This is a genomic window from Rhodococcus sp. IC4_135 (genome assembly GCF_011602025.1).
GTDB classification, from domain to species: Bacteria; Actinomycetota; Actinomycetes; order Mycobacteriales; family Mycobacteriaceae; genus Rhodococcus_F; species Rhodococcus_F baikonurensis.
Map to the genome: position 1 here is coordinate 49,407 of NZ_JAAOLG010000011.1, position 13,694 is coordinate 63,100.

At 59.6% G+C, this 13,694-nt stretch carries 13 protein-coding genes; 7 read left to right on the plus strand and 6 right to left on the minus strand.

The window, feature by feature from the left end:
* Positions 1-26: 26 nt before the first annotated feature.
* The 5 genes from G8767_RS20075 to G8767_RS20095 are packed head-to-tail and all read right to left on the minus strand — an operon-like array spanning position 27 to position 4,418.
* Positions 27-812 carry an SDR family oxidoreductase gene (locus G8767_RS20075; protein WP_166811381.1) on the minus strand — a complete coding sequence of 262 codons (786 nt, stop codon included), beginning with the start codon at positions 810-812 and terminating at the stop codon, positions 27-29.
* Complete coding sequence (locus G8767_RS20080; RefSeq protein ID WP_166811383.1) at positions 805-1,680, minus strand: SDR family NAD(P)-dependent oxidoreductase; 876 nt, start codon at positions 1,678-1,680, stop codon at positions 805-807. Before G8767_RS20080 ends, G8767_RS20075 begins: the two co-directional genes overlap by 8 nt.
* 1 nt (position 1,681) lies before the next feature.
* Positions 1,682-2,818 (minus strand): nitronate monooxygenase family protein, encoded by a 1,137-nt coding sequence (locus G8767_RS20085; protein ID WP_166811385.1) that lies wholly within the window; start codon positions 2,816-2,818, stop codon positions 1,682-1,684.
* A complete protein-coding gene (locus tag G8767_RS20090; RefSeq protein WP_095973090.1) occupies positions 2,815-3,573 on the minus strand; it encodes a CoA-transferase in 759 nt (252 codons plus the stop codon). The genes G8767_RS20085 and G8767_RS20090 overlap by 4 nt, the downstream gene beginning before the upstream one ends.
* Positions 3,570-4,418: a CoA-transferase gene (locus G8767_RS20095; protein ID WP_206029578.1), complete on the minus strand. Its 849-nt coding sequence runs from the start codon at positions 4,416-4,418 to the stop codon at positions 3,570-3,572. Before G8767_RS20095 ends, G8767_RS20090 begins: the two co-directional genes overlap by 4 nt.
* A 175-nt stretch (positions 4,419-4,593) precedes the next feature.
* Between G8767_RS20095 and G8767_RS20100 the strand changes: the two genes are divergently transcribed.
* The 5 genes from G8767_RS20100 (at position 4,594) to G8767_RS20120 (ending at position 9,540) form a co-directional block, all read left to right on the plus strand.
* Complete coding sequence (locus tag G8767_RS20100) at positions 4,594-5,226, plus strand: TetR/AcrR family transcriptional regulator (protein ID WP_166811387.1); 633 nt, start codon at positions 4,594-4,596, stop codon at positions 5,224-5,226.
* A complete protein-coding gene (locus G8767_RS20105; RefSeq protein WP_166811389.1) occupies positions 5,223-6,269 on the plus strand; it encodes a phosphotransferase family protein in 1,047 nt (348 codons plus the stop codon). Before G8767_RS20100 ends, G8767_RS20105 begins: the two co-directional genes overlap by 4 nt.
* Positions 6,270-6,587: 318 nt before the next feature.
* On the plus strand, positions 6,588-7,466 hold the full coding sequence (locus G8767_RS20110; RefSeq protein ID WP_095973094.1) for an IclR family transcriptional regulator: 879 nt from the start codon (positions 6,588-6,590) through the stop codon (positions 7,464-7,466).
* A 130-nt stretch (positions 7,467-7,596) separates the two neighbouring features.
* A complete protein-coding gene (locus tag G8767_RS20115) occupies positions 7,597-8,232 on the plus strand; it encodes a TetR family transcriptional regulator (protein ID WP_166811391.1) in 636 nt (211 codons plus the stop codon).
* Between the two features lie 129 nt (positions 8,233-8,361).
* Positions 8,362-9,540 (plus strand): acyl-CoA dehydrogenase family protein, encoded by a 1,179-nt coding sequence (locus tag G8767_RS20120; RefSeq protein ID WP_166811393.1) that lies wholly within the window; start codon positions 8,362-8,364, stop codon positions 9,538-9,540.
* 62 nt (positions 9,541-9,602) lie between these two features.
* On the opposite strand, the gene G8767_RS20125 is transcribed toward G8767_RS20120, so the two are convergent.
* Positions 9,603-11,117 carry an MFS transporter gene (locus G8767_RS20125; RefSeq protein ID WP_166811516.1) on the minus strand — a complete coding sequence of 505 codons (1,515 nt, stop codon included), beginning with the start codon at positions 11,115-11,117 and terminating at the stop codon, positions 9,603-9,605.
* A gap of 462 nt (positions 11,118-11,579) precedes the next feature.
* Here G8767_RS20125 and ettA point away from each other — a divergent pair, with 462 nt between their 5' ends.
* Together ettA and G8767_RS20135 are read left to right on the plus strand one after the other, a co-directional pair.
* Positions 11,580-13,259 (plus strand): energy-dependent translational throttle protein EttA, encoded by a 1,680-nt coding sequence (gene ettA / locus G8767_RS20130; RefSeq protein ID WP_095969705.1) that lies wholly within the window; start codon positions 11,580-11,582, stop codon positions 13,257-13,259.
* Positions 13,260-13,263: 4 nt separating this feature from the next.
* Complete coding sequence (locus G8767_RS20135) at positions 13,264-13,683, plus strand: acyl-CoA thioesterase (protein WP_095969706.1); 420 nt, start codon at positions 13,264-13,266, stop codon at positions 13,681-13,683.
* The last annotated feature ends 11 nt before the right edge of the window (positions 13,684-13,694 follow it).

The following is a 13,694-nucleotide window of genomic DNA, read 5'->3' on the forward strand; positions in this document are numbered from 1 at the left end:
GCTTCTCCTTCAGACCCGATGTGCGGCTATGCATGTTGGCTACTAACCGAGACCACTTCGCCCGTCATGTACGACGAGTAGTCGCTTGCAAGAAAGACCATGACGTTGGCTATCTCCCACGGCTGTGCCGCGCGTCCGAAAGCCTCACTCTTGCTGAGCTGTTCGAGCAGTTCGTCGCTGGTCACCTTGGCAAGGTGAGGATGCATCGCGATGCTCGGTGCAACGGCGTTGACCCGGATTCCGTGCGGTGCCACGTCGAGTGCGGCGCATCGTGTGAGCGCCATGACGCCGGCCTTTGCTGCGGCGTAGTGCGACTGCCCTTCCTGCGCACGCCAGCCGACGACCGAAGCGTTGTCGACGATCACTCCCGAACCTCGTGGAATCATGACTCTCAACACTGATCGTGTGGTGCGGAAAGTGCTCGTCAAGGTCACATCGAGTACCGAGCTCCACTGCTCGTCGGTCATGCTTTGAATGCTCGCCGTCCCGCCGAGGCCTGCGTTGTTGATGAGGACGTCGATGGATCCATGCTCGGCAACCACCCGATCGACCATTGCGTCGATCTGCTGATTATCGGTGACATCGCAGGGAACAGCGAGCGGACGAGTGCCGAACTCGGACTCGATGCGGTCGGCGGCCGCGATCAATCTGCGTTCATGCCGGTCACTGATTGCCAGCCGGGCACCTTCGGTGGCAAAGCGTTGCGCTGCTGCGAATCCGATTCCAGTCCCCGCTGCTGCGGTGACCAAAACAGATTTGCCTTCGGCCAAGCCGTGTCCCGGGCCGGGGATCGGCGTAGTCGTCTCAGACAATTTCGCTCATCGCCTCGGTCAACTCTTCCACCGACCATCGAGAGTCTCTGGCGATGGTCTTCCCGTACTGCCACCCGAGAAACTGGCGGACTTCGCCGCCTTTCGCGTAAAACACCTGACCAGTAGCAGGGCAGCTCTCGGTGAGCAGATAGGCCACAACCGGCGAGACGTTGCCTGGATGATACGTATCGAATGCACTCGGATCGTCAGGTGCCGCAACAAGTTCCTTGATGCCGGGGACGTTCTCGGTCATCCGTGTCCTGGCCACAGGGGTAATTGCGTTGACTCGCACACCGTATCGGCCGACTTCCTGCGCGAGGATCGTTGTCAGCGCAGCGATCCCGGCCTTCGCGGCGCCGTAGTTGCTCTGACCGACGGCACCGAGCAGCCCGGAAGTACTCGATACGTTCACAATCGACGCCGCTACCGGTTCGCCCGACTTCGAACGCTCGCGCCAGTAGTTGCCGAATACCGTGCAGGGCGCGAATGTAGCGCGCAGTTGTCCCGAGATCACGTCGTCCCAATCGGCCTCTGGCATATTCAGAAACATTCGATCACGCAGGATGCCGGCATTGTTGACCAGGCCGTCGACCGAGCCGAATGCCTCGAGGGCCAGGTCCAGGAGTTCGCTCGCGCCGTCGATCGTCGTGACGTCCGCGACACTGGCAACTGCAATCCCTCCGGCTGCGACGATTTCGTCGACGACCGATTTTGCAATGGTGATGTCGTTTCCGTGCCCGTCCGGTTCGGAGCCGGTGTCGTCGACAACTACTTTTGCGCCCTCGGCTGCCAGTAGCAGGGCGTGCTCGCGGCCCAAACCACGTCCGGCGCCGGTTACTACGATTACTCGATCTTTGAGCTGATTCATTTCAGTTCGTTGTTCCTTTCACGTTTTCTGCTGACAAGACTCGACTGTCCAGTTCGGGTGCGGGTGCGGGTGTGAGTCGAGCAAGAACAGCCTCCGCGTCCTGCATGATGCGTTCGACGAGTTCGGCGCTACTGGGGATGTCGTCGATCAGTCCGACAACCTGCCCGGTCGCCATGACTCCGATGTCCGTGCGGCCGTCGAGGAGTGCGGATCGGTACAGCATCGGTGCATTGGCGGCCATCACAACTTGCCGCCAGCCGAGTTCGTGGCTTTTCCGCATTTCCAGTCCTTCACGAATCAGCCTTGACCATGGCGTGCCCGAGAGACGTTGGAAGGCAATAGCATTGCGGGCGGCGCGTAACATGCGCGTCGGTCCGTGGCTTGATTCGATTTGATCGATCGTTCCCGCGCGCAGCACACGCTGAGGAACCCCGTCGATCTCGAGGGTGACGACGGTGTCGTTGACTGACTTCGCGAGGTAGACATCTTTGACTGCCTGAGACACGGGTGAATCGCTGGTGAGCATGAAGCGAGTCCCCATCGCGATGCCGTCTGCACCGTAGGCGAGTGCTGATACGAGACCTCGGCCGTCGAAATATCCGCCTGCCGCGATCACCGGGATGTCGACGGCGTCGACTACCTGCGGCAGAAGCAAACTGGTGGGGACTGCGCCTGTGTGTCCACCGCCCTCGCCGCCTTGAACGACAACTGCGTCGACTCCCCATGCTGCAACTTTTTCGGCATGCCTGCGAGCGCCGATCGACGGCACGACGACAAGGCCTGCATCTTTGAGTCGGCCGATCAGCGCCTGGTTCGGTGCGAGTGCAAAAGAGGCGATCTTGACCCCTGATCGAATGAGAAGTTTGACTCTGCGATCAATGTCGTCCTGGTTGGCACGCAAGTTCACGCCGAATGGTTGGTCGGTGCGATCTTTGACGTAGTCGATGGCGCTGACGAGTTCGTCGTATGTCAGCATCGCTCCGGCGATGATGCCCAAACCGCCGGCTGTGGTTGTGGCCGCCGTAAGTCGGGCGTCTGAGACGTACCCCATGCCGGTCTGCACGATCGGATACTTCACACCGAAGAGTTCGCAGATGCGAGTGTGAAGTGGCCCGGCCCCTGAGTTCAGCACGGTCATGCCGGTACTTCCTTGTCACGTAGGTTCCGTGGATCTATGACGTTGCGAATCAGGTCGAGTTCTTCGCTTGTGGGGCTTCGAGTGGTGGGCACGGTGGCGGGCAGGTGGAGCTCGAACCCGGTTGCGGCTAGTACTTCGTCGACGGTCACGCCGGGGTGAGTCGACATCAGCCGCAACCGACCGCTGTCCGGCTCGAAGTCCAGCACTGCGAGGTTTGTTACCACTCTTCGTAACTCGTGGTATCGGCGGGCCGACGGTCCAGCATTGCGTGCATTGTCGTTTCCGACCCCGGAGACCATGTCGACCTGCGAAGTGAGAACGCGTGCACTGTGCTTCGGTACCCAGTAACTAGTCGGGTGATGCACGGTATTGCTCGGCGCTCCGCGGACTCCCAGGAGTTGCACCGTCGGTCGCGAATGATCGCCGATCGCGGAGATGTTGCAGTTCCCATAGGAATCGAGCTGTGTCGGGATCATCATGATGTGGCGCTTGCCATTCCAGACCAGATTGAAGATTTGGTTGAAGGGCAACCACGATTCGATCTCGCCTGCCGGTGCTCGATCGACGGCCCATGTGCCGCGCACGGCTGCGGCCTCTCCATCGGACAAGACGAGCTCGGGTTCGAAAGTGTGACGCGCCAATCGGACGCCGATGGCAGGTATCACGCCGAATGCGCTCGCGATCACTTCACCATTGCCTCGATACGCCTCGGCGCACGCGATTGCACAGACCTCTGCCCGAGTGACGTCACTCATGCCGGCACTCCTTCGAATTCCGCGGCGACGAGTCGCTGGTAATCGGCCTCGGAGCCGGAAAGGTACCGGTCTACGAAACGTTCCCAAGTTTCTGGATCTTTGGCTGCAGTGGCATATTCGAGTTGGAACGCCTCGTCTCGGTCATAGTCGGGTACACAGGATGTGAAATGCGCACCACCTGGAGCGTGAACTACGCCTGAAACAAGCAGCCGCGGAATTCGAATCGTCGACGGATGTGCATCTGCAGTCAACTCCGCAGTGGAGACCACTTGTTCGCAAGACACATAGACCGATTCGGCGGCGAGGCAGAACAAGTCGTCGAAGTACAGGTCCGGCCCGAGATATTGGGCATTGCCATGCATGTCCGCGCGGTTCATATGCACCAGCGCGGCATCGAGGGGGAGTGCCGGCATTGCGACCAATGACTCGCCTGCATATGGATCGACGATTGTCTGCAGTTCCGGATTGACCCGGAGTACATCGGAACCGAGTCCCGCCCGAGTCGGCAGATAAGGCATCCTGATGCCGGCCGCGTACAAGCCCCATTGAAGCATGCCTTCGTCGTATTCGTTGACCTCGATGCGCCCGGCCTGTCGGGCAGCCCTGAAATGCGGGTCCAACGGTATCGAGTCCAGCGAGACGAAGCCGAACACAACTTTTCGAATCTTGTCGGCTGCGCACAACAGCCCGACGTCAGCTCCGCCGTAGGACACAACGGTTAGATCGGTTAAATCTGACTTGAGGATCTCGCGGACGATTGACATCGGTTTCCGGCGCGAACCCCACCCGCCGATTCCGATTGTCATTCCTGATTTCAGTCGACCTACGACATCTGCTTCCGACATTGTCTTGTCCGACACGCGTCCGTCCTCTCCTGGTATTCCACGAGCACTCAGAGGCTCGTATCAAACGTTTGCTACGCGGTACGAAGCGACTGTAGCAAACGTTTGATGCGCGGTATAGAGTCAAAATCGCATCCTCGTCAGAGGTGACACGTGAAGACTCATCAGGAGGACTTGAATGGAATGGTCGGATCGCCACGACTTGATACTCGAACATGCTGCAGAACTGTTCGCCACCAAGGGAATTGCGGGGACCAAAGTTCGCGATATCGCTGATGCGGTGGGAATCCTGTCCGGAAGCCTCTATCACTACTTTCCATCGAAAGACGCAATCGCGAATACGATTGTCACGCGCTACCTTCAGGCGCTCACGCGCTCATACGGATCGATTCTGGAATCCGCCGGTGACCCACGTGGTCGCCTAGGCTCCCTGGTACGAGCTTCGTTCCAGGTAAGTCAGGCGCACCCATACGCCTCCGAGATCTATCAGAACAACAGCACGTATCTCCGGAAACTCGACTCGTATCACGACATCCGTGATGCCGCCCGTGGCACCAAGGACGCCTGGATCGCGGTTATCGAATCCGGTATGAGTGCAGGTGAGTTTCGATCGGATCTGCCGGCGGAGATTCTCTACGGTCTGATTCGTGACGCTGTGTGGTTGTCGCTTCGATGGTTCAGCCCCACTAGTGATTTCGGGGTTTCCGAGCTCGCCGATGCTGTTGTTTCGGTCTTTCTCGAAGGCATCGATGCGCCGCTGAAATCCGTATCTGTCGGAAGTGGGACCATGCGAGAGGATATGCAGTCGTGAACCCGGCACCTCAGGTCGACAACGGTTTGTGCGAGCCCCGGATGGCGGCGTGGTTCCGTGAGCATCTTCCCGAAGCCACGCAAGGATTCCTCGAATTCGAACGAATAGCCGGTGGACGTTCGAACCTGACTTACTCGGTGAGGGACGAGGCAGGTTCTCGATGGGTGCTACGTCGACCCCCGCTCGGAATCAGGCATGCGTCTGCGCATGATGTAATTCGCGAAGCTGACATTCTCGAGCGGCTGCAGAACGCGCCGGTTCCGACGCCGATCGTTGCAGGCAAATGCAGTGACGAATCTGTGACTGGTGCTCCGTTCTTCGTCATGGACTTCATCGACGGCGCAGTCCTGCGTGATCCTGAGGTAGTGCGCGCGAAAATCCCGTACGAAACACGAGCCGGGTTGGCCGCGGAACTGGTTCGCAATCTTGCCGCGCTGCACTCTGTCAACCCTCGGGAGATCGGATGGAGTGCTCTGGCCGATCGGACGGACTACATCGATCGTCAGCTGAATCGGTGGTTGAGGAACTGGAAGAGTGATCGTGTCCGAGAGAACCTCGACCTCGAACGCACTCATGCCAAGTTGTCTCGAAATGTTCCCCCTCAGCGGGGTAGTTGCGTCGTGCACGGTGACTTTCGACTCGACAACTGCATCGTCGACGCCGATGGCGCGATCGCCGGAATATTGGATTGGGAGTTGGCCACGGTGGGTGACCCCTTGGCGGACCTGGGTCAGCTCTTGGTCTATTGGGCTGAACCAGATGACGAGGTTTGTGCATTGGAGAATGCTCCGACGCGAATCGAAGGTTTTCCGTCCCGTGACGAGCTGTTGGACGTCTATACGACTGCGGCCCAACCAGCCTCGGACTTGCATATCGACTTCTACGTTGCGTTCAACTGGTGGAAGATCGCATGCATCGTCGAGGGCGTTTACAGCCGAACACTGCGCGGCGCGATGGGTGAAATCGAGCGGTCGGCGGAATCGTTCGGCGCCCAGGCGGACAGGCTCGCGTCACAAGCGTGGCGAATTGCCCAACGGATCTGACGGATATCTTCCGTGCGGCTTTCTGGACTAGCGCAATATGTCTCCGGGGCAACGTGTTTCGCCCCGATTTGTTCATGCTTGGGCGTTCGTGTCCGCCGTGATCCTTCTGTGAATGCTACTGAAGTTCTTCTCCCTACACTCTATGCCAGCATGGCACAGTGTGTCACACTGAAGTTGCTCGATCACTAGACAGTGACGGACGGCCTGGTGTCGCGGTGCTGTTGCATCGGGCGGAAACCAGTAAGCCTGGGTAGCGCTTTTCGGCCTCACGTGCCCCACATGGACCATCAGTTGTGGGAATAACTCCAAGGAATTCGCATGCAAGCTTTCGCTCTGACAGACGCTACGACACCGGTGGGGGTTTTGGACCGACTGGCGTCGATCATGGATGCTTTCGAGGTATCTGGACAGCTCACTCTCCGCCAAGTTTCGCGAATTACCGGCCTGCCTCGTTCGTCGGCGCATCGAATGCTCGAGCAACTCGTCGCCAAGAAGTGGCTGCGGAGGGATGGCAGTGATTACACGCTTGGAATCAGGCTGATGGAGCTGGGAACCCTTGCAATACACCAGGACCGATTGCACTCGGTCGCCTTGCCCTTTCTTCGCGAGCTGCATCGAGTGACTGGACTGGTAGTGCAGTTCGGAGTGCTGGACGCATCGGATGTCGTTTACCTCGACAAGATCGGCGGAATGCTGTCCGGTGTAGTTCCTACTCGGGTAGGCGAACGTTCTTCGGCTGACAGGTCAGCCCTTGGACGTGTGCTCCTTGCATTCGGAGGCTTCCCTGTTGGTGCTGAAGCGCCGATGAGTCTGAGGCAGGAACTCAGTCGAATCCGTGATTCCGGCGTCGCTTATGGTGCCGGACTGTTGAGTCCGGGCCTCAATTGCGTTGCTGCTCCGGTTGGGCCGCAAGGAAATTCCATTGCTGCCATTTCCGTTTCCGGTCCGTCTGCGGTACTCAAACTCGACTACCGAAGTGCGGTGCCTGTCCGCCTTGTAGCGTCATCGATTTGGAGAGTGGTCGGCCAATCTGCGACTCAGTTCGATGTTCAACGCAGCATGCGGGAACTCCGTGCCTTGCCGTCGGCAGGGTCGCACCCGCTTGCATTCGCGAACGTCAATGACAGGCATGTCAGGCCCCCGCAGCCGGCTCGAATCTTGACAAACGGTGACGGGGGCGAGACGAGACTGGCCTGACGGCTCGATGTCCGGCCGGTGGCGGAACTGATCGAAGGTGAATCGGACGTTCCATGACTTCCGAAGTGGACGAAGCGACCCTTCCCGTTCTGCTCCCAGAATGGGTGGCGCACCGTGCCATACTGGCATGATGAATGATTCAGCGTCTACCGCCCCGTCGCTCACTCAACGGCGGAAGGATCAGACAAAGCTGGAGATATCACGTTGTGCTGCAGAGCTTTTTGTCGCTCGCAGTGAGAATCCGGTGACGGCTGACGAGATTGCACGCGCAGCCGGCATCGGACTTCGCACATTCTATCGGTACTTCCGTACGAAGGAAGATGCAGTGAGGCCGATACTCGCCAACGGGATCGAGGATTGGCTCGGGTACATCGCATCCAGTTCGTCGGGTACGCCGGTTGTCCAGGTGCTGGAATCCGCCGCCCGCGTCGCACTGAATTCACCTGCGGCAACACCCGACGCGATTGCGTTGATTCGCCAACTTCAAAGGATAATTCCTGGAGATCCGGCGCTTCAGAATGTGTGGCTGAGCTTGGTCAACGACACGGAGACTGCATTGGTGATCGTGCTGCGTGAATTGATGGGACCCGGCGCAGACCCACTGGAAGTGCGCTTGCTTGCAATTGCGGCGAACACGGCCCAGCGGATGGCTGTCGCTGCGTGGGTTGACGGGGAGTCCCCGGCGTATGGCGACGGCTCGCCTGCGGAAGTTGCGGTGAGGTGTATTCGCATTCTGACCGCGGGACTGGGGCACGTGTCGACCTGATCGCCCCTTGCCTTGCCGTGTTCGTTTTTATTGGCGCTGTAAAGATCTAGCCGTTCCACTTCCGCAATTTTCTAGAACGTGTTCTACTTTATTGAAGGGTGGCGGGCTATCAATGGAGGCGGAAACATCATGGGTCAGGTTCTGGACAACATCTCACAGTTCGCCGACGAGATCCGCGCCGACGGAGTCGAGGGCGACAAGCTGATGCGCTTGACGGACGGCAGCGCGAAGCGACTGCGCGACGCGGGCGTCATCCGGATGTTGCAGCCGAAGGAATTCGGAGGCCTCGAGGCGCATCCGCGTGAATTCGCCGAGACGGCAATGGCTATCGGTGCGATGGACGGTGCCACGGGTTGGGTCAGCGGCATTGTCGGTGTGCATCCGTGGGAGCTTGCGTTCTTCGACCGCAAGGCTCAGGAAGAGGTGTGGGGAACCGATCCTGATACGTGGATGGCGTCGCCGTATGCGCCGATGGGCGTAGCGAGGCCGGTCGAGGGTGGGTACATCCTCAACGGCCGCTGGTCGTTCTCCTCGGGTACCGATCACTGTGACTGGATCATGATCGGCGCGATGGTCGGTGACGAATCCGGTAAACCGTTGATGCCGCCGAAGATTCTGCATGTACTGCTGCCGCGCTCCGATTACGACATCGACCAGGACAGCTGGAATGTCGTGGGCCTGCGCGGAACCGGTTCGAAGGACCTGATCGTCAAGGACGCGTTCTTGCCGACTTATCGCACTCTTGATGCGGCCAAGGTTTTCGACGGGACGGCGTGGAAGGAAGCGGGCCGTACGGAGACGTTGTACAAGTTCCCGTTCTCGTGCATTTTCCCGTTGGGGATCACTTCGTCGTTGATCGGTATCGCGGAGGGTGCGTTGGCGTGCAACATGGCTGCGCAGCGTGAGCGTGTAACAGTCAGTGGTGTTCCGATCAAGGAAGATCCGTACGTGCTGTTCGCGATCGGTGAGGCTGCGGCCGAGATCGCTGCTTCTCGGGCTGCGATCTTGGAGACGGTGGATCGTTTCTGGGACATGACCGAGAAGGGGCAGGAAGTTTCGTTCGAGCTTCGTGCGATCGGACGACGCACGCAGACTGCTGCGGCATGGCGTGCGGTGCGGGCGGTGGACGAGATCTTTGCTCGTTCCGGTGGTGGCGCGTTGCAGTTGAACACGCCGATGCAGCGGTTCTGGCGTGATGCGCATGCCGGTCTCGCGCACGCGATCCACGTACCCGGTTCCATCTTCCACGCGTCGACGCTCTCGCAGCTCGGTGGCGAGCCGAAGGGCATCCACCGGGCAATGATCTGAATCTGTTCGGTCAGACCAGGGCGGCCGGGTCACTTCGTGGCACGGCCGCCCTGGTCTTGTCGTCAGTTGGTGGCTACGACGTCGGAGCGATTCGGATTCGATTCAGTCGGCTTGCGCAATCGTTCAATTGACCTTGGAAGCATGAACGCGACAACGACGCCGAGTGTGGTGGCTGCGGCACCTATCATGAATGCGATCTGGAATCCGGTATCAGTATAGAAAACAACGCCTTTCGTCACCTCGGGGGAGAGTGGCGCAATGTAGGCGACATTCATGACGCTGAACGCGACGACGGGAAGCACCGCCGGAAATACGCTCTGAAATACTCCCACGATGCTTGCTGTAGTCGCCTGGAGTTCCGCTGGCACTGCTTCTATCAAGAGATTTGGAATAGACGCGTAGGCGAGGCCCATTCCGCAACCGAACAGTGCGGCGAAAAAGATGAGCAAAATTCTGTTGTCGTGTACGAGTGACGTCAGGACGAATCCGAGGGTCATCGCCGACAATCCTGCGATGAGAAGTCCGCGAGGGCGTACCCCTCTGCTGACGAGTAGTCCGACGACAATGCCCCCGATTACCACCATGCCGCCGATAGGCGCTTGAAACACCGCGAAACCCTCTGCGGTAACACCGAATCCGTAGTCCAGTCCCAAGGTTGCGGGTGTCATGGCCAGCATTGGGAGCAGGATCGAGTACAGACCAGCAGCGGCGTAGGTGAAACCGGCGCCGACGGCGGTGAGAAGAACCGGTCGATTGCCGAGAACATGCAGGTCGATCAGCGGATCCTGGACAAGTCGTGTGGAGACGAGCCACGCTCCCAACAGGATGATTCCGCCAGCCAAGTAACCGATGGTCGAGATATGTGTCCATCCGTTCGATGGTCCGATGCTTACCGCAATCAAGACACCGGCAATTCCGGCACCGAGAAGGCAGGCGCCAAGTAGATCGAGCGTCGAACGCAACCGAACCGACGATTCGGAAGTAGTTGCAGCGATCATGCCGAGCAGTAGAACCAGAACAATCACGAAAAACCAGAAGATGCTGCGGAATCCGTAGTGATCGATCAACCATCCGGTGAGGAATGGTGCAGGGATAGCGATCAATCCCATGCCGCTCGTGGCAATACTGACCGCAAGCGCTACCTTCTTCGGCGGGAATACGTCTCGTATGAGTGAGTAACTAAGGAAGAGGCAGGGAATGAGCAACCCTGATACAGATCGTCCGACGAGCATCACCGCGTAACTGTCGGCAACGGCGCAGATGAATGCACCCACCGCTGAGATCGTCACGCAGGCCAAGAGGAGTCTGCGCTTGCCGTACATGTCGGCGAGCTTTCCGACGAGAGGTGCCGTGATGGCGCCGACGAGGAGGAACGCGGTAAGGAGCCAGGCTCCTTGAGTGGTTCGGTAGTGCGCTGCAATCGAAGGAATCGCCATCGAAATCATCAGGTAGCTGATGGTGAGCGTTTCGAGAAGGAGCACCAGAGCCGCAAGGGAGAGGACGAGGCGAGGTGTCCACCGTTGCGACGTGGGAGGACTGCCGGCGGATGAGTCTGGTGGATCGGTTGGGCACGGCATAGAGGTCATCGGGGCGGTCCTTTCGGAGGGCGCGGACACAGTTCTCGGGTGCGAGGTCGACTTCGGTCCGGCGAGCAATGAGCTAGGTGCGGACGACGTGATCCCTGCCGTCCGTGTAAGTCACATCACAGTTCGGGTAGAGCCCTGTTCGCCATGGCGTTTTCCATCTGTTGGGAGAAAGCTTCTGTGTGCGTGCCCAATTCGAAAGTTCCGGCGAGCTATCGAATCCCTGTCGAAGCGCAACATGGGGCTCGGGCGCACCCGAGAGAGGCCATGATCGGAAAGTGCGTACCGCGGATGCTGCGGATCCCTTGGGCAGCGCTCCAATCGCGGTTTTCGTGGGAGGCGAGAAGCATGTCGGTGAATCTGGTCGATGACCTCGGACTGTCCGCAGAACCCGCATCGGAGTGACGGCCAACGCGCAATGTGGGTTATAGGACAAACACCGATAGGCTGGCGGTCATGGCTGAGTTCATTTACACGATGAAGAAGGTGCGCAAGGCGCACGGTGACAAGGTCATCCTCGATGACGTCACGATGAGCTTTTACCCCGGCGCGAAGATCGGTGTCGTCGGACCGAACGGCGCTGGTAAATCCAGCATCCTCAAGATCATGGCCGGACTGGACCAGCCGGGCAACGGCGAGGCATTCCTGGCTCCGGGCGCGACCGTCGGCATCCTCATGCAGGAGCCGGAGCTCGACGAGACCAAGACAGTTCGCGAGAACGTCGAGGACGGCCTCGGAGAGACGATGGTCCAGCTCAAGCGGTACAACGAGATCGCCGAGCTGATGGCCACGGATTACTCCGACGAGCTCATGGAAGAGATGGGCGAACTGCAGGAGAAGCTCGATCACGCAGACGCGTGGGAGATCGACTCGCAGCTCGAGCAGGCTATGGACGCCCTGCGCTGCCCCCCGCCGGAAGAGATGGTCACCCACCTCTCCGGTGGTGAGAAGCGACGCGTTGCGCTGTGCAAGCTGCTGCTGAGCAAGCCCGACCTCCTGCTCCTCGACGAGCCCACCAACCACCTCGACGCCGAATCTGTCCTGTGGCTCGAGCAGCACCTCGCTGCTTACCATGGCGCGATCCTCGCCGTGACCCACGATCGTTACTTCCTCGATCACGTCGCGCAGTGGATCTGTGAAGTCGACCGCGGACGTCTGTACGCGTACGAGGGCAACTACTCCGTCTATCTGGAGCAGAAGGCTGCACGCCTCGAGGTTGCCGGCAAGAAGGATCAGAAGCTGCAGAAGCGCCTCAAGGACGAGCTCGCCTGGGTTCGTTCCGGCGCCAAGGCCCGCCAGGCCAAGAACAAGGCTCGTCTCGATCGCTACGAGGAAATGGCGAACGAAGCCGAGAAGACCCGCAAACTCGACTTCGACGAGATCCAGATCCCGGCACCGCCGCGCCTGGGTGACGTGGTCGTGGAGGTCTCGAACCTCGACAAGGGCTTCGACGGCCGCGTGTTGATCAAGGATCTCTCGTTCACGTTGCCGCGCAACGGAATTGTCGGCGTCATCGGCCCCAACGGTGTCGGTAAGACGACGCTGTTCAAGACCATCGTGGGTCTCGAGGAGCCTGACGCCGGTGAGGTCAAGATCGGTCAGACGGTCAAGCTGAGCTACGTCGACCAGAACCGTTCCGGCATCGACCCCAAGAAGACGGTCTGGGAGACCGTGTCCGACGGGCTCGATTTCATCGTCGTCGGCCAGACCGAGTTCCCGTCGCGTGCGTACATCAGCTCGTTCGGTTTCAAGGGCCACGATCAGCAGAAGCCGGCCGGCGTTCTCTCCGGTGGTGAGCGCAACCGCCTGAACCTGGCGATGACGCTCAAGCAGGGCGGCAATCTGATCCTGCTCGATGAGCCGACCAACGACCTCGACGTCGAAACCCTCGGCTCGCTGGAGAACGCTCTCGAAGAGTTCCCCGGTTGCGCCGTCGTGATCTCGCACGATCGTTGGTTCCTGGACCGCACGTGTACTCACATCCTCGCGTGGGAAGGTGGCTTCGGTGACAACGAGGCCGCTTGGTACTGGTACGAAGGCAACTTCGAGGGCTACGAGGCGAACAAGGTCGAGCGACTCGGCCCCGACGCCGCGCGCCCGCACCGTGTGACGCACCGCAAGCTCACCAGGGACTGATCCGGTGTCCGACGTATACACAGCGCAGATCCAGGTCCGGTGGGGCGATTCCGACCGGTTGGGTCATGTCAACAACACGCGTTACGTCGAGTACATGCAGGAAGCTCGCATCCAGTTCCTGGAAGCGAAACTGGCGCCGCTCGGCGGCCGGCCGGGGTACCTCGTGGTTCGAAAGATGACCGTCGAGTTCCTCAAGCCGGTCACCGACCGGTCCGGTCCGTTGAACGTGGAGATCTTCACGACTCACGTCGGGACTTCCTCGTTCACGGTTCGGCACGTCATCCGTGACAACGCGGGTGTCGAATGCGCATTCGGTGACGCATTGATGGTCGGATTCGACACGGTGTCCGAAAAGTCCAGACCGCTGGCGGACAGCGAACGCGTGGTGCTCGAAGCATCGCTTGTTCAGATGACGACATCGTAGATTTCGTTTCT

What these genes read in the sequence shown, in the direction of transcription:
- G8767_RS20080 (WP_166811383.1), bottom strand. Translation starts at nt 1,680, where the DNA reads ATGAATCAGCTCAAAGATCGAGTAATCGTAGTAACCGGCGCCGGACGT.
- G8767_RS20085 (WP_166811385.1), bottom strand. Translation starts at nt 2,818, where the DNA reads ATGACCGTGCTGAACTCAGGGGCCGGGCCACTTCACACTCGCATCTGC.
- G8767_RS20090 (WP_095973090.1), bottom strand. Translation starts at nt 3,573, where the DNA reads ATGAGTGACGTCACTCGGGCAGAGGTCTGTGCAATCGCGTGCGCCGAG.
- G8767_RS20095 (WP_206029578.1), bottom strand. Translation starts at nt 4,418, where the DNA reads ATGTCGGAAGCAGATGTCGTAGGTCGACTGAAATCAGGAATGACAATC.
- G8767_RS20100 (WP_166811387.1), top strand. Translation starts at nt 4,594, where the DNA reads ATGGAATGGTCGGATCGCCACGACTTGATACTCGAACATGCTGCAGAA.
- G8767_RS20110 (WP_095973094.1), top strand. Translation starts at nt 6,588, where the DNA reads ATGCAAGCTTTCGCTCTGACAGACGCTACGACACCGGTGGGGGTTTTG.
- G8767_RS20115 (WP_166811391.1), top strand. Translation starts at nt 7,597, where the DNA reads ATGAATGATTCAGCGTCTACCGCCCCGTCGCTCACTCAACGGCGGAAG.
- G8767_RS20120 (WP_166811393.1), top strand. Translation starts at nt 8,362, where the DNA reads ATGGGTCAGGTTCTGGACAACATCTCACAGTTCGCCGACGAGATCCGC.
- G8767_RS20125 (WP_166811516.1), bottom strand. Translation starts at nt 11,117, where the DNA reads ATGCCGTGCCCAACCGATCCACCAGACTCATCCGCCGGCAGTCCTCCC.
- ettA (WP_095969705.1), top strand. Translation starts at nt 11,580, where the DNA reads ATGGCTGAGTTCATTTACACGATGAAGAAGGTGCGCAAGGCGCACGGT.